Below are 17788 nucleotides of genomic sequence, written 5' to 3'. Positions count from 1 at the left end.
AATGGCAAACGTAAAACTATTTGACCAAACTGGTAAAGAAGTTAGCACAGTTGAACTTAACGACGCTATCTTCGGTATCGAACCAAACGAATCAGTAGTATTTGATGTCGTAATCAGCCAACGTGCTAGCCTTCGCCAAGGTACTCACGCGGTTAAAAACCGTTCAGCAGTATCAGGTGGTGGACGTAAACCATGGCGTCAAAAAGGAACTGGACGTGCTCGTCAAGGTTCTATCCGCTCACCACAATGGCGTGGTGGTGGTGTTGTCTTCGGACCAACTCCACGTTCATACGGATACAAACTTCCACAAAAAGTTCGTCGCCTTGCATTGAAATCTGTTTACTCAGCTAAAGTTGCAGAAGATAAATTTGTAGCAGTTGAAGCTCTTTCATTTGCAGCTCCAAAAACTGTTGAATTCGCAAACGTTCTTTCAGCTCTTAGCATCGATTCTAAAGTACTTGTTATCGTTGAAGAAGGAAACAAATTTGCTGAACTTTCAGCACGTAACCTTGCAAACGTAACTGTTGCAACTCCTGCAACTGCAAGTGTACTTGACATCGTAAACGCAGATAAACTTCTTGTTACTAAAGAAGCTATCTCATCAATCGAGGAGGTTCTTGCATAATGAATTTGTATGACGTAATCAAAAAACCTGTTATCACTGAGAAATCTATGATTGCTCTTGAAGCAGGAAAATACACTTTCGAAGTTGATACACGTGCACACAAACTCTTGATCAAACAAGCAGTTGAAGCTGCATTTGAAGGTGTTAAAGTTGCTAGCGTGAACACTGTAACTGTTAAACCAAAACAAAAACGTGTTGGACGTTACACTGGTTTCACTTCAAAAACTAAAAAAGCTATCATCACTCTTACAGCTGATTCTAAAGCAATCGAGTTGTTTGCAGCTGAAGCTGAATAATCAAAGGAGAAATTAACGTGGGTATTAAAGTTTATAAACCAACGACAAATGGCCGTCGTAACATGACTTCTTTGGATTTCGCAGAAATCACTACAAGCACTCCTGAAAAATCATTGCTTGTTTCTCTTAAGAACAAAGCTGGTCGTAACAACAACGGTCGTATCACTGTACGTCACCAAGGTGGCGGACACAAACGTCACTACCGTTTGATTGACTTCAAACGTAACAAAGATGGCGTTGAAGCAGTTGTTAAAACAATTGAGTATGATCCAAACCGTACTGCAAACATCGCTCTTGTACACTACACTGACGGGGTTAAAGCTTACATCATCGCACCTAAAGGTCTTGAAGTAGGTCAACGTATCGTTTCAGGTCCAGATGCGGATATCAAGATTGGTAACGCTCTTCCACTTGCAAACATCCCAGTTGGTACAGTTATCCACAACATCGAGCTTCAACCAGGTAAAGGTGCTGAACTTATCCGTGCCGCTGGTGCTTCTGCTCAAGTTTTGGGTCAAGAAGGTAAATACGTACTTGTTCGTCTTCAATCAGGTGAAGTTCGTATGGTTCTTGGTACATGTCGTGCAACTATCGGTACTGTAGGTAACGAACAACAATCACTTATCAACCTTGGTAAAGCCGGCCGTAATCGCTGGAAGGGTATTCGCCCAACAGTTCGTGGTTCTGTAATGAACCCTAACGACCACCCACACGGTGGTGGTGAAGGTAAAGCACCAGTTGGACGTAAAGCGCCATCTACTCCATGGGGTAAACCTGCGCTTGGTCTTAAAACTCGTAACAAGAAAGCTAAATCTGACAAACTTATCGTTCGTCGTCGTAACGAAAAATAATTTAGTCGCTTAGCACATAACATCCGCCAACTCGGTAGCATTTCTTAGTGCAAGCCGCTGTGGTACATTCAATTTAAAGGAGAAAACTACAAAATGGGACGTAGTCTTAAAAAAGGACCTTTCGTCGATGAGCATTTGATGAAAAAAGTTGAAGCTCAAGCAAATGACGAAAAGAAAAAAGTAATTAAAACTTGGTCACGTCGTTCAACGATTTTCCCAAGTTTCATCGGATACACTATCGCAGTTTATGATGGACGTAAACACGTTCCTGTTTACATCCAAGAAGACATGGTAGGTCACAAACTTGGTGAATTTGCACCAACTCGTACTTACAAAGGTCACGCAGCTGACGATAAGAAAACACGTCGTTAATAGGAGGAGGACACAATGGCAGAAATTACTTCAGCTAAAGCAATGGCTCGTACAGTGCGTGTTTCACCTCGTAAAACACGTCTTGTTCTTGATCTTATCCGTGGTAAGAACGTTGCTGATGCAATCGCAATCTTGAAATTCACTCCAAACAAAGCAGCTCGCATTGTTGAGAAAACTCTTAACTCTGCTATCGCTAACGCAGAAAACAACTTTGGTTTGGAAAAAGCTAACTTGGTAGTATCTGAAACATTCGCAAACGAAGGACCAACAATGAAACGTTTCCGTCCACGTGCGAAAGGTTCAGCTTCACCAATCAACAAACGCACAACTCACGTAACAGTAGTTGTGTCAGAAAAATAAGGAGGTAAACTCGTGGGTCAAAAAGTACATCCAATTGGTATGCGTGTCGGGATCATCCGTGACTGGGATGCGAAATGGTATGCTGAAAAAGAATACGCAGATTACCTTCACGAAGATTTGGCAATCCGCAAATTCATTCAAAAAGAACTTGCAGACGCTTCAGTTTCAACTATTGAAATCGAACGTGCTGTAAACAAAGTTATTGTTTCACTTCACACTGCAAAACCAGGTATGGTTATCGGTAAAGGTGGATCAAACGTTGACGCTCTTCGCGCTCAACTTAACAAATTGACTGGAAAACAAGTACACATCAACATCGTTGAAATCAAGAAACCTGATTTGGACGCTCACCTTGTTGGTGAAACAATTGCTCGCCAACTTGAGCAACGTGTTGCTTTCCGTCGTGCACAAAAACAAGCTATCCAACGTGCAATGCGTGCTGGAGCTAAAGGAATCAAAACTCAAGTATCAGGTCGTTTGAACGGTGCAGATATCGCCCGTGCAGAAGGATACTCTGAAGGTACAGTTCCACTTCACACACTTCGCGCTGATATCGATTACGCTTGGGAAGAAGCTGACACAACTTACGGTAAACTTGGTGTTAAAGTTTGGATCTACCGTGGAGAAGTTCTTCCAGCTCGTAAAAACACTAAAGGAGGCAAATAACAAATGTTAGTACCTAAACGTGTTAAACACCGTCGTGAATTCCGTGGAAAAATGCGCGGTGAGGCTAAAGGTGGTAAAGAAGTATCATTCGGTGAATACGGTCTTCAAGCTACAACTAGCCACTGGATTACAAACCGTCAAATCGAGGCTGCTCGTATTGCCATGACTCGTTACATGAAACGTGGTGGTAAGGTTTGGATTAAGATCTTCCCACACAAATCATACACTGCTAAAGCTATCGGTGTACGTATGGGTTCTGGTAAAGGGGCACCTGAAGGTTGGGTAGCACCAGTTAAACGTGGTAAAGTAATGTTCGAAATCGCAGGTGTTTCTGAAGAAGTTGCACGTGAAGCGCTTCGTCTTGCTAGCCACAAATTGCCAGTTAAATGTAAATTCGTGAAACGTGAAGCAGAATAAGGAGAAGACATGAAACTTGAAGAAATCAAAAAGTTTGTTGCTGAGCTTCGTGGCTTGTCTCAAGAAGAGCTTGCTAAAAAAGAAAACGAACTTAAGAAAGAACTTTTCGACCTTCGTTTCCAAGCTGCAGCAGGTCAACTTGATCAAACTGCCCGTTTGAACGAAGTGAAAAAACAAATTGCACGTGTTAAAACTGTGCAATCTGAAATCAAATAATAGATTGGGAAAGGAGCAATTCTAATAATGGAACGTAATCAACGTAAAACCCTTGTTGGACGCGTAGTATCTGACAAGATGGATAAAACAATCACAGTTGTAGTTGAAACTAAACGTAACCACCCAGTCTATGGTAAACGTATCAACTATTCTAAAAAATACAAAGCACATGATGAAAACAACGTTGCTAAAGAAGGCGATATCGTTCGTATCATGGAAACTCGCCCACTTTCAGCTACAAAACGCTTCCGTCTTGTAGAAGTTGTGGAAGAAGCTGTTATTATCTAATAAAACTAAAAGGAGACAATTGAAATGATTCAACAAGAAAGTCGCTTAAAAGTTGCTGATAATAGCGGTGCTCGTGAAATCTTGACTATCAAAGTTCTTGGTGGTTCAGGACGTAAATTCGCTAACATCGGCGACGTTATCGTTGCAACTGTTAAACAAGCTACACCAGGTGGAGCTGTTAAAAAAGGTGATGTTGTTAAAGCTGTTATCGTTCGTACAAAAACTGGTGCTCGCCGTCCAGACGGTTCATACATCAAGTTTGATGACAACGCTGCAGTAATCATCCGCGATGACAAAACTCCTCGTGGAACTCGTATCTTTGGCCCTGTTGCACGTGAATTGCGTGAAGGTGGATACATGCGTATCGTATCTTTGGCGCCAGAAGTACTTTAATCTGAATTAACACAAACTTAGTCCCCTGAAATGTTCAGGGTGCCCATTAGGGCGTAAGAAATAATAGGAGAAATACTCAAATGTTTGTAAAAAAAGGCGATAAAGTTCGCGTTATTGCTGGTAAAGACAAAGGAACTGAAGCAGTAGTTCTTAAAGCTCTTCCAAAAGTAAACAAAGTTGTTGTTGAAGGTGTTGCAATCATCAAAAAACACCAAAAACCATCAGCTGAAAACCCTCAAGGTGCTATTGTGGAAAAAGAAGCACCAATCCACGCTTCAAACGTTCAAGTTCTTGACAAGAACGGTGTAGCTGGACGTGTAGGTTACAAAGTTGTTGACGGCAAAAAAGTTCGTTACAACAAAAAATCAGGCGAAGTGCTTGACTAATCACGAAGGAAAGGAGAAAGTATTAAATGGCTAACCGTCTTAAAGAAAAATACACTAACGAAGTAATTCCAGCTTTGACTGAAAAATTCAATTATTCTTCAGTTATGGCTGTGCCAAAAGTTGATAAAATCGTTATCAACATGGGTGTTGGTGAAGCTGTAAACAACGCTAAAACTCTTGAAAAAGCTGCTGCTGAGTTGGCACTTATTTCAGGTCAAAAACCATTGATTACTAAAGCTAAGAAATCAATCGCTGGCTTCCGTCTTCGTGAAGGTGTAGCGATCGGTGCTAAAGTTACCCTTCGTGGTGAACGCATGTACGAATTCTTGGATAAATTGGTATCAGTATCACTTCCACGTGTTCGTGACTTCCATGGTGTTCCAACTAAATCATTCGATGGACGTGGTAACTACACACTTGGTGTTAAAGAACAACTTATCTTCCCAGAAATCAACTTCGACGATGTTGATAAAGTACGTGGTATGGATATCGTTATCGTAACTACTGCTAACACTGACGAAGAAGGTCGTGAATTGCTTAAAGGCCTTGGAATGCCTTTTGCAAAATAATCTAGGAGGTAAATAAATTGGCTAAAAAATCAATGATTGCTAAGAACAAACGCCCTGCGAAGTTCTCTACGCAAGCTTACACTCGTTGCGAACGTTGTGGACGTCCACACTCAGTTTATCGCAAATTTAAACTTTGCCGTGTTTGCTTCCGTGAATTGGCTTACAAAGGTCAAATTCCAGGTGTTACCAAAGCTTCTTGGTAAAAACATGGTACATTTAAGTTAGTTTCACCTAATTTGAATGTATTTAACACAATCTGAGCCTAGCTCAATCATTAACTAGCAAGTGAATTATTCAAACTACTAGTAAGAGGAGAAAATATAAAATGGTTATGACTGACCCAATTGCAGATTTCTTGACACGTATTCGTAACGCTAACCAAGCTAAACACGAAGTACTTGAAGTACCTGCATCAAACATTAAAAAAGGTATCGCTGAAATCCTTAAACGTGAAGGTTTCGTAAAAAATGTTGAAGTTATCGAAGATGACAAACAAGGTATCATCCGCGTATTCTTGAAATACGGACAAAACGGTGAACGTGTTATCACTAACTTGAAACGTATTTCTAAACCAGGTCTTCGTGTTTACTCTAAACGTGAAGATGTTCCTAAAGTTCTTAACGGACTTGGAATCGCGATCATCTCTACTTCAGAAGGTCTTTTGACTGATAAAGAAGCTCGTCAAAAGAACGTTGGTGGAGAAGTTATCGCTTACGTTTGGTAAGAAGCTGATACTAAGCACTTATCTCAAATGATTTGTGCGAGTTTCGTTGATTATATTCTATGAAACTCATCCCCGTGAAAACTAGTCACTTTGTGGCTTGATAATCTAACAGGAGAATTAAATACTATGTCACGTATTGGTAATAAAGTTATTACTTTGCCTGCTGGTGTTGAAGTAACAAACAACGATAACGTTGTTACTGTTAAAGGACCTAAAGGCGAACTCACTCGTGAGTTTAACAAAAACATTGAAATCAAAGTTGAAGGCAATGAAGTTACACTTCACCGTCCAAACGACTCAAAAGAAAACAAAACAATCCACGGTACTTCACGTGCAAACTTGAACAACATGGTTGTTGGTGTTTCTGAAGGTTTCAAAAAAGAACTTGAAATGCGCGGTGTCGGATATCGTGCGCAACTCCAAGGAACAAAACTTGTTCTTTCAGTTGGTAAATCTCACCAAGACGAGGTTGAAGCTCCAGAGGGTATTACTTTTGAAGTACCATCTGCAACTTCAATCGTTGTAAGTGGTATTAACAAAGAAGTTGTTGGTCAAACAGCAGCTTACATCCGTAGCCTTCGTTCACCAGAACCTTACAAAGGTAAAGGTATCCGTTACGTTGGTGAATACGTACGTCGTAAAGAAGGTAAAACTGGTAAATAATAGGATTTTATCCTTATGGCAATTCTTTGTGGATTGTCTCTTTACCAAAAGCTCTCATGAGCTAGCATTATAATTAAGAGGTGAAAATTGTGATTTCGAAACCAGATAAAAACAAACTCCGCCAAAAACGCCACCGTCGCGTTCGCGGAAAACTCTCTGGAACTGCTGATCGCCCACGTTTGAACATTTTCCGTTCTAATACAGGCATCTACGCTCAAGTTATTGATGACGTAGCGGGTGTAACGCTCGCAAGTGCATCAACTCTTGATAAAGAAGTTTCTAAAGGAACTAAAACAGAACAAGCCGTTGTTGTCGGTAAACTTGTTGCTGAACGCGCAGTAGCTAAAGGTATTTCTGAAGTGGTGTTTGACCGCGGTGGATATCTCTATCACGGACGTGTTAAAGCTTTGGCTGACTCAGCTCGTGAAAACGGATTGAAATTCTAATAGGGAGGACACTTAATAATGGCATTTAAAGATAATGCAGTAGAACTTGAAGAACGCGTAGTTGCTATCAACCGTGTTACTAAAGTTGTAAAAGGTGGACGCAACATGCGTTTTGCTGCTCTTGTTGTTGTTGGTGACCGTAATGGTCGCGTAGGATTTGGTACTGGTAAATCTCAAGAGGTTCCAGAAGCTATCCGTAAAGCAGTTGAAGCAGCTAAGAAAAACCTTATCGAAGTTCCTATGGTTGGTACAACTATTCCTCACGAAGTTCGTTCAGAATTTGGTGGAGCGAAAGTATTGTTGAAACCAGCTGTTGAAGGGGCTGGGGTTGCCGCTGGTGGTGCAGTTCGTGCCGTCATCGAATTGGCTGGTGTTGCTGATGTAACATCTAAATCACTCGGTTCAAACACTCCAATCAACATCGTTCGTGCGACTGTTGAAGGATTGAAACAACTTAAACGTGCTGAAGAAGTTGCGGCTCTTCGTGGCATCTCAGTATCTGACTTGGCATAAGAAAGGAGATAACAATGGCTCAAATTAAAATTACTTTGACTAAGTCTCCAATCGGACGCAAACCAGAACAACGTAAAACAGTTGTTGCTCTTGGACTTGGTAAATTGAATAGCTCAGTTGTTAAAGAAGACAACGCTGCTATCCGTGGTATGGTCAACGCAGTATCTCACTTGGTAACTGTAGAAGACGTTAAATAAAAATTGATTTAAGTCGTGAGGGTTACCTTGCGACTTAAACTGAACTTCATGTATAGGCGAGTTTCTAATCAAGCTACCTTACTTGGTTAGAGGCGCTAGCATTTTACAAAAAGAGGAGAAAAAAATAATGAAACTTCATGAATTGAAACCTGCTGAAGGTTCTCGTAAAGTCCGCAACCGTGTAGGTCGTGGTACTTCATCTGGTAACGGTAAAACTTCAGGCCGTGGTCAAAAAGGTCAAAAAGCTCGTAGCGGTGGTGGCGTACGTCCAGGATTTGAAGGTGGACAAACTCCATTGTTCCGTCGTCTTCCAAAACGCGGATTCACTAACATCAACGCTAAAGAATATGCACTTGTAAACCTTGATCAATTGAACGTCTTTGAAGATGGTACAGAAGTAACTCCAGCAGTTCTTAAAGAAGCTGGAATCGTTCGTGCTGAAAAATCAGGCGTTAAAGTTCTTGGTAACGGCGAATTGACTAAGAAATTGACTGTTAAAGCAGCTAAATTCTCAAAATCTGCTGAAGCAGCTATCACTGCTAAAGGTGGTTCAATCGAAGTCATCTAATGAGGGGTAACTCATTATGTTCTTTAAACTATTAAAAGACGCATTGAAAGTCAAAAACGTTCGTAATAAGATTTTATTTACAATCTTCATTATTTTCGTTTTTCGTGTAGGGACTCATGTAACAGTTCCTGGTATCAATGCGGAAAGTTTGAAACAATTAAGTGATTTACCTTTCTTGAACATGCTTAACTTGGTGTCTGGTAATGCCATGAATAACTTCTCAATCTTCTCGATGGGGGTTAGTCCTTACATTACAGCATCAATCATCGTCCAACTTTTGCAGATGGATATCTATCCGAAATTTGTGGAGTGGGGCAAACAAGGGGAAGTTGGTCGTCGTAAATTGAACCAAGCGACTCGCTATATTACTCTTGTTTTAGCCTTTGTTCAATCGATTGGTATTACAGCAAGTTTTAATACTCTCTCATCAATTTCATTGGTTAAAACACCAAATGTTTCAACCTACCTATTGATTGGGACAATTCTAACTGCTGGTAGCATAATTGTGACATGGCTTGGTGAACAAATCACAGATAAAGGTTTTGGTAATGGTGTGTCAATGATTATCTTTTCAGGGATCATTGCTTCTATTCCAAAAATGTTCTCAACGATTTACGAGGATTTCTTTGTCAATGTTCGTTCAGGAGAATTGACTCGTTCATATATCATAGTTGCTTTGTTAATTGTGGTAGGTTTGGCGATTGTCTTCTTTACGACATTTGTTCAACAGGCAGAATATCAAATTCCAATTCAATATACTAAATTGGTTCAGGGGGCTCCAACGAGTTCTTACCTTCCATTGAAAGTAAATCCAGCTGGTGTTATTCCCGTTATCTTTGCTAGCTCGATTACAACAATTCCTAGTACTATTCTTCCATTCTTCTCGAAGGTTACATGGTTATCACACTTACAAGGACTACTCTCGTATAATACACCTAGTGGAATGATTACTTACGCGATATTGATTATCTTATTCTCATTCTTCTACACATTTGTCCAAGTAAATCCTGAAAAAACTGCTGAAAATCTTCAAAAGAATGGATCTTACATTCCTAGTGTTCGTCCAGGTCGTGAGACTGAAAAGTACATGTCTTCATTGCTTAAGAGATTGGCAACAATCGGGGCTGTATTTCTCGCGTTTATTTCATTGGCTCCAATTGCGGCTCAACAGTTTATGCACCTTACAAGCTCGATCGCGCTTGGTGGTACATCTCTCTTGATCTTGATTTCAACTGGTATCGAAGGTATGAAACAACTCGAAGGTTACCTATTGAAACGTCAGTACGTTGGATTTATGAATCTTGAAGACTAAGTCTTCTCATGAACAATTGAGAGGGAAAGAAAGGTTACTTTCTGTCCCTTCTCTTTTGTTTTTTGATAACTCTACCAATGTGTTAAAACCTTGATAGAGTTATTTGAAAACAAAAATAAGGAGTTCGTAAGATGAATCTTTTAATTATGGGTCTACCAGGTGCTGGTAAAGGGACTCAAGCTGCAAAAATTGTTGAGGAATTTGGTGTAGCTCACATCTCAACTGGTGATATGTTCCGTGCTGCTATGGCTAACCAAACAGAAATGGGAACTTTGGCAAAATCATTCATCGATAAAGGTGAATTGGTACCAGATGAAGTAACAAACGGAATCGTTAAAGAGCGTTTAGCTCAAGACGACATTAAGGAAAAAGGATTCCTTTTGGATGGTTTTCCTCGCACGATCGAACAAGCTCATGCCTTGGATCAAATCTTGGTTGATCTTGGTTTGAAGCTTGAGGGAGTAATCAATATCGAAGTGGATCCATCTTGCCTTCTTGAACGCTTGAGTGGTCGTATTATTCACCGCGAAACAGGTGAAACTTACCATAAAGTATTCAACCCACCAGCTGACTACAAGGAAGAAGACTATTACCAACGTGAAGATGACAAGCCTGAAACTGTTAAACGTCGTCTTGACGTAAACATTGCTCAAGGTGAGCCAATTATTGCACATTACCGTGAGCTTGGTCTTGTATCAGATATTCAAGGTAATCAAGATATCGACGATGTATTCGCTGATGTTAAAAAAGCGATTGCAGCAATTAAATAATTATATAATCTTACTTGCGTATCAGACTTAAGCATGTTATAATACTTTAGTCTGACTTATAATTGTTACCTCTGTGCTCAGAGGAAATCAAATCGAAATTTTAGGGGGTACTTTTGCGTGGCAAAAGAAGACGTGATTGAAATTGAAGGTAAAGTTGTAGAAACTATGCCTAATGCTATGTTTACTGTTGAATTGGAAAATGGACACCAAATTTTGGCGACAGTTTCTGGTAAAATCCGTAAAAACTACATTCGTATTTTGGTCGGTGACCGTGTGACTGTTGAAATGAGTCCTTATGATTTGACACGTGGACGCATCACATACCGCTTTAAATAATCGAAATAATTGGAGGGATTAAAACATGAAGGTAAGACCATCGGTTAAACCAATTTGCGAATACTGTAAAGTTATTCGTCGTAACGGTCGTGTTATGGTAATTTGTCCAACAAATCCAAAACACAAACAACGTCAAGGATAATATAGAAAGGAGAAATCATGGCTCGTATTGCTGGAGTTGACATTCCAAACGATAAACGTGTAGTAATTTCACTTACTTACGTATACGGTATCGGACTTGCAACATCTAAGAAAATCTTGGCTGCTGCAGGCGTTTCTGAAGACATCCGCGTTAAAGATTTGACAAACGATCAAGAAGACGCTATCCGTCGCGAAGTGGATGCAATCAAAGTTGAAGGTGACCTTCGTCGTGAAGTTAACCTTAACATCAAACGTTTGATGGAAATCGGTTCATACCGTGGTATCCGTCACCGTCGTGGACTTCCTGTCCGTGGACAAAACACTAAAAACAATGCCCGCACTCGTAAAGGGAAAGCTGTTGCGATTGCAGGTAAGAAAAAATAATTAAAATAAAATAGGAGGTAAAAACATTGGCTAAACCAACACGTAAACGTCGTGTGAAAAAGAATATCGAATCTGGTATTGCTCACATTCACGCTACTTTCAATAACACTATTGTTATGATTACAGATGTGCATGGTAACGCTGTAGCATGGTCATCAGCTGGTGCTCTTGGTTTCAAAGGTTCTCGTAAATCTACACCATTTGCTGCACAAATGGCTTCAGAAGCTGCTGCTAAATCTGCACAAGAACATGGTCTTAAAACAGTTGAAGTAACTGTTAAAGGTCCTGGTTCAGGTCGTGAGTCTGCTATCCGTGCTCTTGCTGCTGCAGGTCTTGAAGTAACAGCAATCCGTGATGTAACACCTGTACCACATAATGGTTGTCGTCCTCCAAAACGTCGTCGTGTGTAATCTTTAATAACAATAGTACACAAGGTTCGTTTCGAGGGAGTATAATAAATGATTGAGTTTGAAAAACCAATAATAACAAAAATTGATGAAAATAAAGATTACGGCAAATTTGTCATCGAACCACTAGAACGTGGTTATGGTACAACTTTGGGTAACTCTCTTCGTCGTGTACTTTTGTCATCACTTCCAGGTGCTGCCGTAACATCAATTAAGATTGATGGAGTACTCCACGAATTTGATACCGTACCAGGCGTCCGTGAAGACGTGATGCAAATCATCCTTAATATTAAAGGACTTGCTGTAAAATCTTACGTCGAAGACGAAAAGACAATTGAACTTGATGTCCAAGGTCCAGCTGAAGTTACTGCTGGAGACATCTTGACTGATAGCGACATTGAAATTGTTAACCCTGATCATTATCTTTTCACTATCGCTGACGGCGCTTCTTTGAAAGCGACTATGACTGTAGCTACAAACCGTGGTTATGTTCCAGCAGATGAAAACAAGAAAGATGATGCACCAGTGGGAACATTGGCTGTAGATTCAATCTACACACCAGTGAAGAAAGTCAATTATCAAGTTGAACCTGCCCGTGTAGGTAGCAATGATGGTTTTGATAAATTGACAATCGAAATCATGACAAACGGAACAATCATCCCTGAAGATGCCCTCGGTCTCTCGGCTCGCGTTTTGATTGAACACTTGAACTTGTTTACTGACCTTACTGACGTTGCTAAAGCCACTGATGTAATGAAAGAAACTGAAAAAGTGAACGATGAAAAGGTGCTTGACCGTACCATCGAAGAACTTGATTTGTCTGTACGCTCATATAACTGTTTGAAACGTGCCGGTATTAATACCGTTCATGATTTGACAGAAAAAACTGAGCCTGAAATGATGAAAGTCCGTAACCTAGGTCGTAAATCTCTTGAAGAAGTCAAAGTTAAGTTGGCTGATCTTGGACTTGGACTCAAAAACGATAAATAATAATATAGGAGGATAACATGGCTTACCGTAAACTTGGACGCACAAGCTCACAACGTAAAGCGGTTCTTCGTGATTTGACTACAGATCTTATCATTAACGAAGCAATCGTTACAACTGAAGCACGTGCTAAAGAAATCCGTAAAACAGTTGAAAAAATGATCACTCTTGGTAAACGTGGTGATTTGCACGCACGTCGTCAAGCAGCTGCATTTGTACGTAACGAAATTGCATCTGAAAGCTATGATGAAGCAACTGATAAATATACATCAACAACTGCTCTTCAAAAACTTTTCTCAGAAATCGCACCTCGTTATGCTGAACGTAACGGTGGATACACTCGTATCCTTAAAACAGAACCACGTCGTGGCGATGCTGCCCCAATGGCAATCATCGAACTTGTTTAATTTTTATCAATTTTGTTGAGTGTTATGATGATGGAATAGCTTAGCTTTTCTTAGTCTAGCTCTGGTCTACCGCTGGGCAAACGCCTAGCGGGAACACTCATCATAAAAATGGGAATAAATAAGCATGTAACGCTTGTTTACGAAAGGTAATACTGTTATTTTTCGTAAGCAGGCGTTTTTTTGGGCTATAAATCGTCTGAATATTTTGATATAATGGAATAAGCTTATTTCAAAAAGGGGGACATTATTTTGACAACAGCCAAGGAACTGCTTAAGCAAAGGTATTATGAGCCAATTAAGGAGCAACCGGAATTATTTGTGGGGATTGAGTTGGAATACCCAGTTGTTAATTTGAGTGGTAATGCTACAGATGTCTCTCTTACAAAACAGTTACTAGTCTATCTCTTAGATAATTTTGATTTTCAAGCTGATAAGTATGATTCTGATAATAATCCCATTCAGCTTATCGATAAAGCTTCTGGAGATATGATTCTTTTTGAAGTCTCCTACAATACGATTGAGTTTGCTTTTGCAAAGGCTGAAAGAATCTCTGAGGTTGAGGAACGTTTGGATACTTACCTCGGTATAATTCAACCTTATCTTCAGAATCATAATCATGAGTTGCAAGGTTGGGGAGTGAATCCAAACTGGGCAAAAAATGACAACAGACCTGTTAAATCTCCTCGTTATGAGATGCTTATGGATTTTCTCGAGTTATCTAAAGCAAAGAACGATCCTTTCTTTCATGATTATCCAGAATATGGTTCTTTCATCTGTGGGAGTCAGGTACAGTTAGATGTTTCAAAAACGTCCTATTTAAGGGTTTTAAATGCTTTTAATCAAATAGAGGGACCCAAAGCAGTATTATTGGCAAACTCTGAATTTTGGGGCTCAGATTGGGATTTAGCGCTTTCTCGTGATGTTTTCTGGGAGAATTCCATGCATGGTGTTTTTGAGGAAAATGCAGGGGTATTTCCCAAGGTGTTTAAGAGCGAAGATCACTATTTTTCTTACTTGTCTGAGACGGCCATTTTTACTGCTAAGCGTGGTGATGAAACCTACTATTTTGAACCAATACGTGCTAAAGACTATCTAAGTACGTCATCTGTCAAAGCACACTCTATTCATGGCGAAGTAGTCACTATTGAGCCAAGTGAGGAAGATTTTAAGACTCACCGTTCTTATCAATTCCAAGATTTAACGACACGAGGGACGATTGAGTTTCGCAGTGTTTGTACCCAACCTTTCTCATCAACCTTTGCACCAGCAGCTTTTCACCTTGGTCTTTTAGTCAATTTGGAAAATCTAGAAAATATTTTGAATGACGCATCTTTTTTTGAAGCATTTGACTATGATTTTCCTAAAATTCGTCGTTTATTTTCGAAAAAGGATATTTCTGCTACGGACCTCAAAATGATTTTACCTTTGACAGAATCGTTATTGGCTTGTGCTGAGGATGGCTTAAAATCGCGTGGTTTTGGAGAAGAAGTCTACTTAGCTCCCCTTAGAGAGAAATTAGATAAACTGAATAAGAGTTTAGCTTAACCTTTGATAAAAGATATAATAGATAACTTTTGCTAAAAAATTTAAAAAAAGGCAAAAAAGTATTGACGTCAGTAAACAATAAATGGTATTATATAGTAGTTGTTTCGAAAGAGACAAGAGAAAGTTATAAAAACTTTCAAAAAAAGTATTGACACGAGTTGTCAATCTTGATATAATAACTAATGTTGTTAGCGGAAATGGCGGAATTGGCAGACGCGCAGGACTAAGGATCCTGTGACCGCTTTAGGTCGTGAGGGTTCAAGTCCCTCTTTCCGCAGAGTAACCAGTCAGATGACTGGTTTTTTTGTATTAAAAAATCAAAACGCTTACAAATTGTAGAAAAGCTAGTTTTTTGAGTCTAATTGTGATAGAATAAACTTGTAAACGGGTTCAAACCCAAAAAAATATAGGAGGCCTTTATAATGGCAATCGTTTCAGCAGAAAAATTTGTCCAAGCAGCTCGTGATAATGGTTACGCAGTTGGTGGATTTAACACAAACAACCTTGAGTGGACTCAAGCTATCTTGCGTGCAGCAGAAGCTAAACAAGCTCCAGTACTTATCCAAACTTCTATGGGTGCAGCTAAGTACATGGGTGGTTACAAATTGTGTAAAGTTCTCATCGAAGAATTGGTTGAATCAATGGGTATCACTGTACCAGTTGCTATTCACCTTGACCACGGTCACTACAATGATGCTTTGGAATGTATCCGTGTAGGTTACACTTCAGTTATGTTTGACGGTTCACACCTTCCAGTTGAAGAAAACCTTGAAAAAGCAGCTAAAGTTGTTGAATTTGCACACGCTAACGGTGTATCAGTTGAAGCTGAAGTTGGTACAATCGGTGGTGAAGAAGATGGTATCATCGGTGATGGTGAATTGGCACCAATCGAAGATGCTAAAGCTATGGTTGCAACTGGTATCGACTTCCTTGCAGCAGGTATCGGTAACATCCACGGTCCTTACCCAGAAAACTGGAGCGGACTTCACCTTGACCACTTGCAAAAATTGACAGAAGCTGTTCCTAACTTCCCAATCGTATTGCACGGTGGATCAGGTATTCCTGACGATCAAATCCAAGCAGCTATCAAACTTGGTGTTGCTAAAGTTAACGTTAACACTGAATGTCAAATCGCATTTGCTAACGCAACACGTAAATTTGTTGCTGAATACGAAGCAAATGAAGCAGAATACGACAAGAAGAAACTCTTCGACCCACGTAAATTCTTGAAACCAGGTTTCGAAGCTATTACAGAAGCTGTTGAAGAACGTATCGACGTATTCGGTTCAGCAAACAAAGCTTAATTAGACTATATAAGCTTGAAAATAAAGGGTTTGTCCAATGTGGGCAAGCCTTTTTCTTGTGTTTTGCCCCCATTTTGCCCCCGATTTCTAAATTTCAGTTCGTTTTGATTATAGAAGTAGCGCAAACAAAGCTTAATTAGTTTATTAAAACAAGGTCCTTTTCGGATCTTGTTTTTTTGTACTAAAATAAATAGTTAGTATCTGCCAATCAATCTGTGATTGAGAGTAAACAATTTTAAAGAGTGGATATGGCTTTGGTTGATAGATTCTATTTCCTAACTTTTTAAGATATGCTATAATATGAATATGTTTGATAATTATATTGTACCTGTATTTTTTGGTGGTGGAGCTCTTGCTCTACTAGGTTTAGTGTTATTTGGTTGGGCCTTGCCTTCATTTTTGAAGGGTAAGTGGTCTTATTTGATTTCTTTGCTAGGTTTAGGTTTGGTTGCTTTTGCCTATTTTGATTCGGCGATTGTTATCACTTATAAAATCTGGCTTGGATTGCTAGGTGTTATCATGATTGGTTGGGGACTTCCTTTTAACAATCGTAAGGGACGCCGTGCGATGACTATTTTTTGGGCTATCATGGCAATCGTTGTAGGTATTGCTGCTATTGCATTCACTATTGCTTATGGTGTTATTAACCGCCACTAACATGAAACTGTAAAACATGCTATAATAATGGCATGTTTTATTTTATGACCCTATCATTTATTATCATGCCTGCCTTGGGCTGCTTCTTAATAGGCTTGGCTTTTGCTAAACCAGATCGTTGGGACTATTCTTGGATCTTATCCTTAATAGGTTTGGCGGCCTTTATTTCTTCTTTTTGGCATATAACACGTGTAGATTTATGGTTTATGCTAAGTTATAGTGTTGGTCCTTTTTTGATGGGATTTGGTTTCTCCTGGGACCTAAGTAAGAAACGTCGTAGGCAGTTATTATTATTAGGGGCATTTTTCCTTGTCTTTTTTGTGATTCTGTACTATCTTATTGTGCGAATCCTGAATACAGCTGTTGTCTAAAGGAGGGCTGTTGTGATGTTGCTAGATTTAGAAGAGAAGACACGTGTGCTTGTAGAAGATATTGTTGAACGTTCAGCTATTGGGAGAGGAGCTATCTTTGTCTTGGGCCTGTCTTCCAGTGAGGTTGCTGGTGGGACTATCGGCAAAGCCTCTAGCCGCGAAATTGGTCAACGAATTGTGAAAACTATTCTTGAGGTTTTGGAACCTAAAGGGATTTATTTGGCTGTTCAGGGCTGTGAACATTTGAATCGTGCTTTGGTTGTCGAGCGTGAGCTTGCCATGGCTAAAGATTTGGAAATTGTTAATGTTCTTCCTACCTTGCACGCTGGGGGAAGTGGTCAGCTGGCTGCTTTCGACTATATGAAGGATCCTGTTGAGGTGGAGGAAATTGTCGCTCAGGCTGGTATTGATATTGGGGATACCTCTATTGGTATGCATGTGAAGAGGATCCAAGTTCCTCTTCGTCCGATTATTCCAGAATTAGGCGGTGCCCATGTGACTGCTTTGGCGAGTCGTCCTAAGTTAATTGGTGGCGCTCGTGCGGAGTATCTAGCAGATCCTATTCGTAAAAACTAAAAAGTATCGGACATTCTTGTCCGATACTTTTTCTGTTAGCT

32 protein-coding genes and 1 tRNA gene are annotated in these 17788 nt (G+C 39.9%); all 33 read left to right on the top strand.

Annotated features, from left to right (window positions below):
• Position 1: 1 nt before the first annotated feature.
• The 33 genes from rplD to ACT170_RS07615 all read left to right on the top strand — a co-directional run bounded on the left by rplD (position 2) and on the right by ACT170_RS07615 (position 17747).
• On the top strand, positions 2-625 hold the full coding sequence (gene rplD / locus ACT170_RS07775; RefSeq protein ID WP_014635142.1) for a 50S ribosomal protein L4: 624 nt from the start codon (positions 2-4) through the stop codon (positions 623-625).
• Positions 625-921 (top strand): 50S ribosomal protein L23, encoded by a 297-nt coding sequence (locus ACT170_RS07770; RefSeq protein WP_002887066.1) that lies wholly within the window; start codon positions 625-627, stop codon positions 919-921. The genes rplD and ACT170_RS07770 overlap by 1 nt, the downstream gene beginning before the upstream one ends.
• Positions 922-938: 17 nt before the next feature.
• A complete protein-coding gene (gene rplB / locus ACT170_RS07765; protein WP_002887065.1) occupies positions 939-1772 on the top strand; it encodes a 50S ribosomal protein L2 in 834 nt (277 codons plus the stop codon).
• 93 nt (positions 1773-1865) lie between these two features.
• Positions 1866-2144: a 30S ribosomal protein S19 gene (gene rpsS / locus ACT170_RS07760; RefSeq protein ID WP_000533765.1), complete on the top strand. Its 279-nt coding sequence runs from the start codon at positions 1866-1868 to the stop codon at positions 2142-2144.
• A gap of 15 nt (positions 2145-2159) precedes the next feature.
• Complete coding sequence (gene rplV / locus ACT170_RS07755) at positions 2160-2504, top strand: 50S ribosomal protein L22 (protein WP_002887063.1); 345 nt, start codon at positions 2160-2162, stop codon at positions 2502-2504.
• 12 nt (positions 2505-2516) lie between these two features.
• Complete coding sequence (gene rpsC / locus ACT170_RS07750; RefSeq protein ID WP_002885727.1) at positions 2517-3170, top strand: 30S ribosomal protein S3; 654 nt, start codon at positions 2517-2519, stop codon at positions 3168-3170.
• Positions 3171-3173: 3 nt separating this feature from the next.
• Positions 3174-3587, top strand: coding sequence for a 50S ribosomal protein L16 (gene rplP / locus ACT170_RS07745; RefSeq protein WP_000960950.1), 414 nt, complete (start codon positions 3174-3176; stop codon positions 3585-3587).
• A gap of 9 nt (positions 3588-3596) precedes the next feature.
• Positions 3597-3803, top strand: a complete 207-nt coding sequence (gene rpmC / locus ACT170_RS07740) for a 50S ribosomal protein L29 (RefSeq protein WP_002885754.1) — start codon at positions 3597-3599, stop codon at positions 3801-3803.
• Positions 3804-3830: 27 nt separating this feature from the next.
• Positions 3831-4091: a 30S ribosomal protein S17 gene (rpsQ, locus tag ACT170_RS07735; protein WP_002885836.1), complete on the top strand. Its 261-nt coding sequence runs from the start codon at positions 3831-3833 to the stop codon at positions 4089-4091.
• Positions 4092-4115: 24 nt separating this feature from the next.
• Complete coding sequence (gene rplN, locus ACT170_RS07730; RefSeq protein WP_002885711.1) at positions 4116-4484, top strand: 50S ribosomal protein L14; 369 nt, start codon at positions 4116-4118, stop codon at positions 4482-4484.
• A gap of 80 nt (positions 4485-4564) precedes the next feature.
• Positions 4565-4870 (top strand): 50S ribosomal protein L24, encoded by a 306-nt coding sequence (rplX, locus tag ACT170_RS07725; protein WP_002885874.1) that lies wholly within the window; start codon positions 4565-4567, stop codon positions 4868-4870.
• Between the two features lie 26 nt (positions 4871-4896).
• Positions 4897-5439: a 50S ribosomal protein L5 gene (gene rplE, locus ACT170_RS07720; RefSeq protein ID WP_002887058.1), complete on the top strand. Its 543-nt coding sequence runs from the start codon at positions 4897-4899 to the stop codon at positions 5437-5439.
• Positions 5440-5456: 17 nt separating this feature from the next.
• Positions 5457-5642, top strand: coding sequence for a type Z 30S ribosomal protein S14 (locus tag ACT170_RS07715; RefSeq protein WP_001085699.1), 186 nt, complete (start codon positions 5457-5459; stop codon positions 5640-5642).
• A 122-nt stretch (positions 5643-5764) separates the two neighbouring features.
• Positions 5765-6163, top strand: a complete 399-nt coding sequence (rpsH, locus tag ACT170_RS07710) for a 30S ribosomal protein S8 (RefSeq protein WP_002885642.1) — start codon at positions 5765-5767, stop codon at positions 6161-6163.
• A 126-nt stretch (positions 6164-6289) separates the two neighbouring features.
• Positions 6290-6826, top strand: a complete 537-nt coding sequence (gene rplF / locus ACT170_RS07705; RefSeq protein WP_002887056.1) for a 50S ribosomal protein L6 — start codon at positions 6290-6292, stop codon at positions 6824-6826.
• An 89-nt stretch (positions 6827-6915) separates the two neighbouring features.
• Positions 6916-7272 (top strand): 50S ribosomal protein L18, encoded by a 357-nt coding sequence (rplR, locus tag ACT170_RS07700; protein ID WP_002885810.1) that lies wholly within the window; start codon positions 6916-6918, stop codon positions 7270-7272.
• Between the two features lie 18 nt (positions 7273-7290).
• On the top strand, positions 7291-7785 hold the full coding sequence (gene rpsE, locus ACT170_RS07695) for a 30S ribosomal protein S5 (RefSeq protein ID WP_002885626.1): 495 nt from the start codon (positions 7291-7293) through the stop codon (positions 7783-7785).
• Positions 7786-7799: 14 nt separating this feature from the next.
• A complete protein-coding gene (gene rpmD / locus ACT170_RS07690) occupies positions 7800-7982 on the top strand; it encodes a 50S ribosomal protein L30 (protein ID WP_002885773.1) in 183 nt (60 codons plus the stop codon).
• Positions 7983-8109: 127 nt separating this feature from the next.
• Complete coding sequence (rplO, locus tag ACT170_RS07685; protein WP_002885849.1) at positions 8110-8550, top strand: 50S ribosomal protein L15; 441 nt, start codon at positions 8110-8112, stop codon at positions 8548-8550.
• 16 nt (positions 8551-8566) lie between these two features.
• Positions 8567-9862, top strand: coding sequence for a preprotein translocase subunit SecY (gene secY / locus ACT170_RS07680; protein WP_002892081.1), 1296 nt, complete (start codon positions 8567-8569; stop codon positions 9860-9862).
• A 131-nt stretch (positions 9863-9993) separates the two neighbouring features.
• Positions 9994-10632, top strand: coding sequence for an adenylate kinase (locus ACT170_RS07675; RefSeq protein ID WP_073949444.1), 639 nt, complete (start codon positions 9994-9996; stop codon positions 10630-10632).
• 117 nt (positions 10633-10749) lie between these two features.
• A complete protein-coding gene (gene infA, locus ACT170_RS07670; protein WP_001040189.1) occupies positions 10750-10968 on the top strand; it encodes a translation initiation factor IF-1 in 219 nt (72 codons plus the stop codon).
• Positions 10969-10993: 25 nt separating this feature from the next.
• Positions 10994-11110 carry a 50S ribosomal protein L36 gene (gene rpmJ, locus ACT170_RS07665; protein ID WP_000868345.1) on the top strand — a complete coding sequence of 39 codons (117 nt, stop codon included), beginning with the start codon at positions 10994-10996 and terminating at the stop codon, positions 11108-11110.
• Positions 11111-11127: 17 nt separating this feature from the next.
• On the top strand, positions 11128-11493 hold the full coding sequence (gene rpsM, locus ACT170_RS07660) for a 30S ribosomal protein S13 (RefSeq protein ID WP_002885820.1): 366 nt from the start codon (positions 11128-11130) through the stop codon (positions 11491-11493).
• 26 nt (positions 11494-11519) lie between these two features.
• Positions 11520-11903, top strand: a complete 384-nt coding sequence (gene rpsK, locus ACT170_RS07655) for a 30S ribosomal protein S11 (RefSeq protein WP_002885718.1) — start codon at positions 11520-11522, stop codon at positions 11901-11903.
• 48 nt (positions 11904-11951) lie between these two features.
• Positions 11952-12890 (top strand): DNA-directed RNA polymerase subunit alpha, encoded by a 939-nt coding sequence (locus tag ACT170_RS07650; protein WP_002885793.1) that lies wholly within the window; start codon positions 11952-11954, stop codon positions 12888-12890.
• Between the two features lie 17 nt (positions 12891-12907).
• On the top strand, positions 12908-13294 hold the full coding sequence (gene rplQ / locus ACT170_RS07645) for a 50S ribosomal protein L17 (protein ID WP_002885709.1): 387 nt from the start codon (positions 12908-12910) through the stop codon (positions 13292-13294).
• 249 nt (positions 13295-13543) lie between these two features.
• The gene (locus ACT170_RS07640) at positions 13544-14839 is read left to right on the top strand and encodes a glutamyl-tRNA synthetase (protein ID WP_048790851.1); all 1296 of its coding nucleotides are present in this window, start codon (positions 13544-13546) and stop codon (positions 14837-14839) included.
• Between the two features lie 191 nt (positions 14840-15030).
• Positions 15031-15116 (top strand) — tRNA-Leu (locus ACT170_RS07635).
• Between the two features lie 145 nt (positions 15117-15261).
• The gene (locus ACT170_RS07630; protein WP_002887043.1) at positions 15262-16143 is read left to right on the top strand and encodes a class II fructose-bisphosphate aldolase; all 882 of its coding nucleotides are present in this window, start codon (positions 15262-15264) and stop codon (positions 16141-16143) included.
• 300 nt (positions 16144-16443) lie between these two features.
• Entirely contained in the window at positions 16444-16800 is a 357-nt protein-coding gene (locus ACT170_RS07625; protein ID WP_021144704.1) for a hypothetical protein, read from the top strand.
• Between the two features lie 32 nt (positions 16801-16832).
• Complete coding sequence (locus ACT170_RS07620) at positions 16833-17171, top strand: hypothetical protein (RefSeq protein ID WP_080978435.1); 339 nt, start codon at positions 16833-16835, stop codon at positions 17169-17171.
• Between the two features lie 15 nt (positions 17172-17186).
• On the top strand, positions 17187-17747 hold the full coding sequence (locus ACT170_RS07615; protein ID WP_048790852.1) for a TIGR01440 family protein: 561 nt from the start codon (positions 17187-17189) through the stop codon (positions 17745-17747).
• The last annotated feature ends 41 nt before the right edge of the window (positions 17748-17788 follow it).

This window comes from Streptococcus sp. cx1, from assembly GCF_052384325.1.
GTDB classification, from domain to species: Bacteria; Bacillota; Bacilli; order Lactobacillales; family Streptococcaceae; genus Streptococcus; species Streptococcus salivarius_G.
The sequence above is the reverse complement of the archived record's forward strand: the minus strand, read 5'-3'. Positions and strand labels throughout refer to the sequence as shown.

Bases quoted from the DNA above. Each gene is read 5' to 3' on its own strand.
- rplD (WP_014635142.1), top strand. From the start codon at position 2: ATGGCAAACGTAAAACTATTTGACCAAACTGGTAAAGAAGTTAGCACA.
- ACT170_RS07770 (WP_002887066.1), top strand. From the start codon at position 625: ATGAATTTGTATGACGTAATCAAAAAACCTGTTATCACTGAGAAATCT.
- rpsS (WP_000533765.1), top strand. From the start codon at position 1,866: ATGGGACGTAGTCTTAAAAAAGGACCTTTCGTCGATGAGCATTTGATG.
- rplV (WP_002887063.1), top strand. From the start codon at position 2,160: ATGGCAGAAATTACTTCAGCTAAAGCAATGGCTCGTACAGTGCGTGTT.
- rplP (WP_000960950.1), top strand. From the start codon at position 3,174: ATGTTAGTACCTAAACGTGTTAAACACCGTCGTGAATTCCGTGGAAAA.
- rpmC (WP_002885754.1), top strand. From the start codon at position 3,597: ATGAAACTTGAAGAAATCAAAAAGTTTGTTGCTGAGCTTCGTGGCTTG.
- rpsQ (WP_002885836.1), top strand. From the start codon at position 3,831: ATGGAACGTAATCAACGTAAAACCCTTGTTGGACGCGTAGTATCTGAC.
- rplN (WP_002885711.1), top strand. From the start codon at position 4,116: ATGATTCAACAAGAAAGTCGCTTAAAAGTTGCTGATAATAGCGGTGCT.
- rplX (WP_002885874.1), top strand. From the start codon at position 4,565: ATGTTTGTAAAAAAAGGCGATAAAGTTCGCGTTATTGCTGGTAAAGAC.
- rplE (WP_002887058.1), top strand. From the start codon at position 4,897: ATGGCTAACCGTCTTAAAGAAAAATACACTAACGAAGTAATTCCAGCT.
- rpsH (WP_002885642.1), top strand. From the start codon at position 5,765: ATGGTTATGACTGACCCAATTGCAGATTTCTTGACACGTATTCGTAAC.
- rplF (WP_002887056.1), top strand. From the start codon at position 6,290: ATGTCACGTATTGGTAATAAAGTTATTACTTTGCCTGCTGGTGTTGAA.
- rpsE (WP_002885626.1), top strand. From the start codon at position 7,291: ATGGCATTTAAAGATAATGCAGTAGAACTTGAAGAACGCGTAGTTGCT.
- rpmD (WP_002885773.1), top strand. From the start codon at position 7,800: ATGGCTCAAATTAAAATTACTTTGACTAAGTCTCCAATCGGACGCAAA.
- rplO (WP_002885849.1), top strand. From the start codon at position 8,110: ATGAAACTTCATGAATTGAAACCTGCTGAAGGTTCTCGTAAAGTCCGC.
- secY (WP_002892081.1), top strand. From the start codon at position 8,567: ATGTTCTTTAAACTATTAAAAGACGCATTGAAAGTCAAAAACGTTCGT.
- ACT170_RS07675 (WP_073949444.1), top strand. From the start codon at position 9,994: ATGAATCTTTTAATTATGGGTCTACCAGGTGCTGGTAAAGGGACTCAA.
- rpmJ (WP_000868345.1), top strand. From the start codon at position 10,994: ATGAAGGTAAGACCATCGGTTAAACCAATTTGCGAATACTGTAAAGTT.
- rpsM (WP_002885820.1), top strand. From the start codon at position 11,128: ATGGCTCGTATTGCTGGAGTTGACATTCCAAACGATAAACGTGTAGTA.
- ACT170_RS07650 (WP_002885793.1), top strand. From the start codon at position 11,952: ATGATTGAGTTTGAAAAACCAATAATAACAAAAATTGATGAAAATAAA.
- rplQ (WP_002885709.1), top strand. From the start codon at position 12,908: ATGGCTTACCGTAAACTTGGACGCACAAGCTCACAACGTAAAGCGGTT.
- ACT170_RS07630 (WP_002887043.1), top strand. From the start codon at position 15,262: ATGGCAATCGTTTCAGCAGAAAAATTTGTCCAAGCAGCTCGTGATAAT.
- ACT170_RS07625 (WP_021144704.1), top strand. From the start codon at position 16,444: ATGAATATGTTTGATAATTATATTGTACCTGTATTTTTTGGTGGTGGA.
- ACT170_RS07620 (WP_080978435.1), top strand. From the start codon at position 16,833: ATGTTTTATTTTATGACCCTATCATTTATTATCATGCCTGCCTTGGGC.
- ACT170_RS07615 (WP_048790852.1), top strand. From the start codon at position 17,187: ATGTTGCTAGATTTAGAAGAGAAGACACGTGTGCTTGTAGAAGATATT.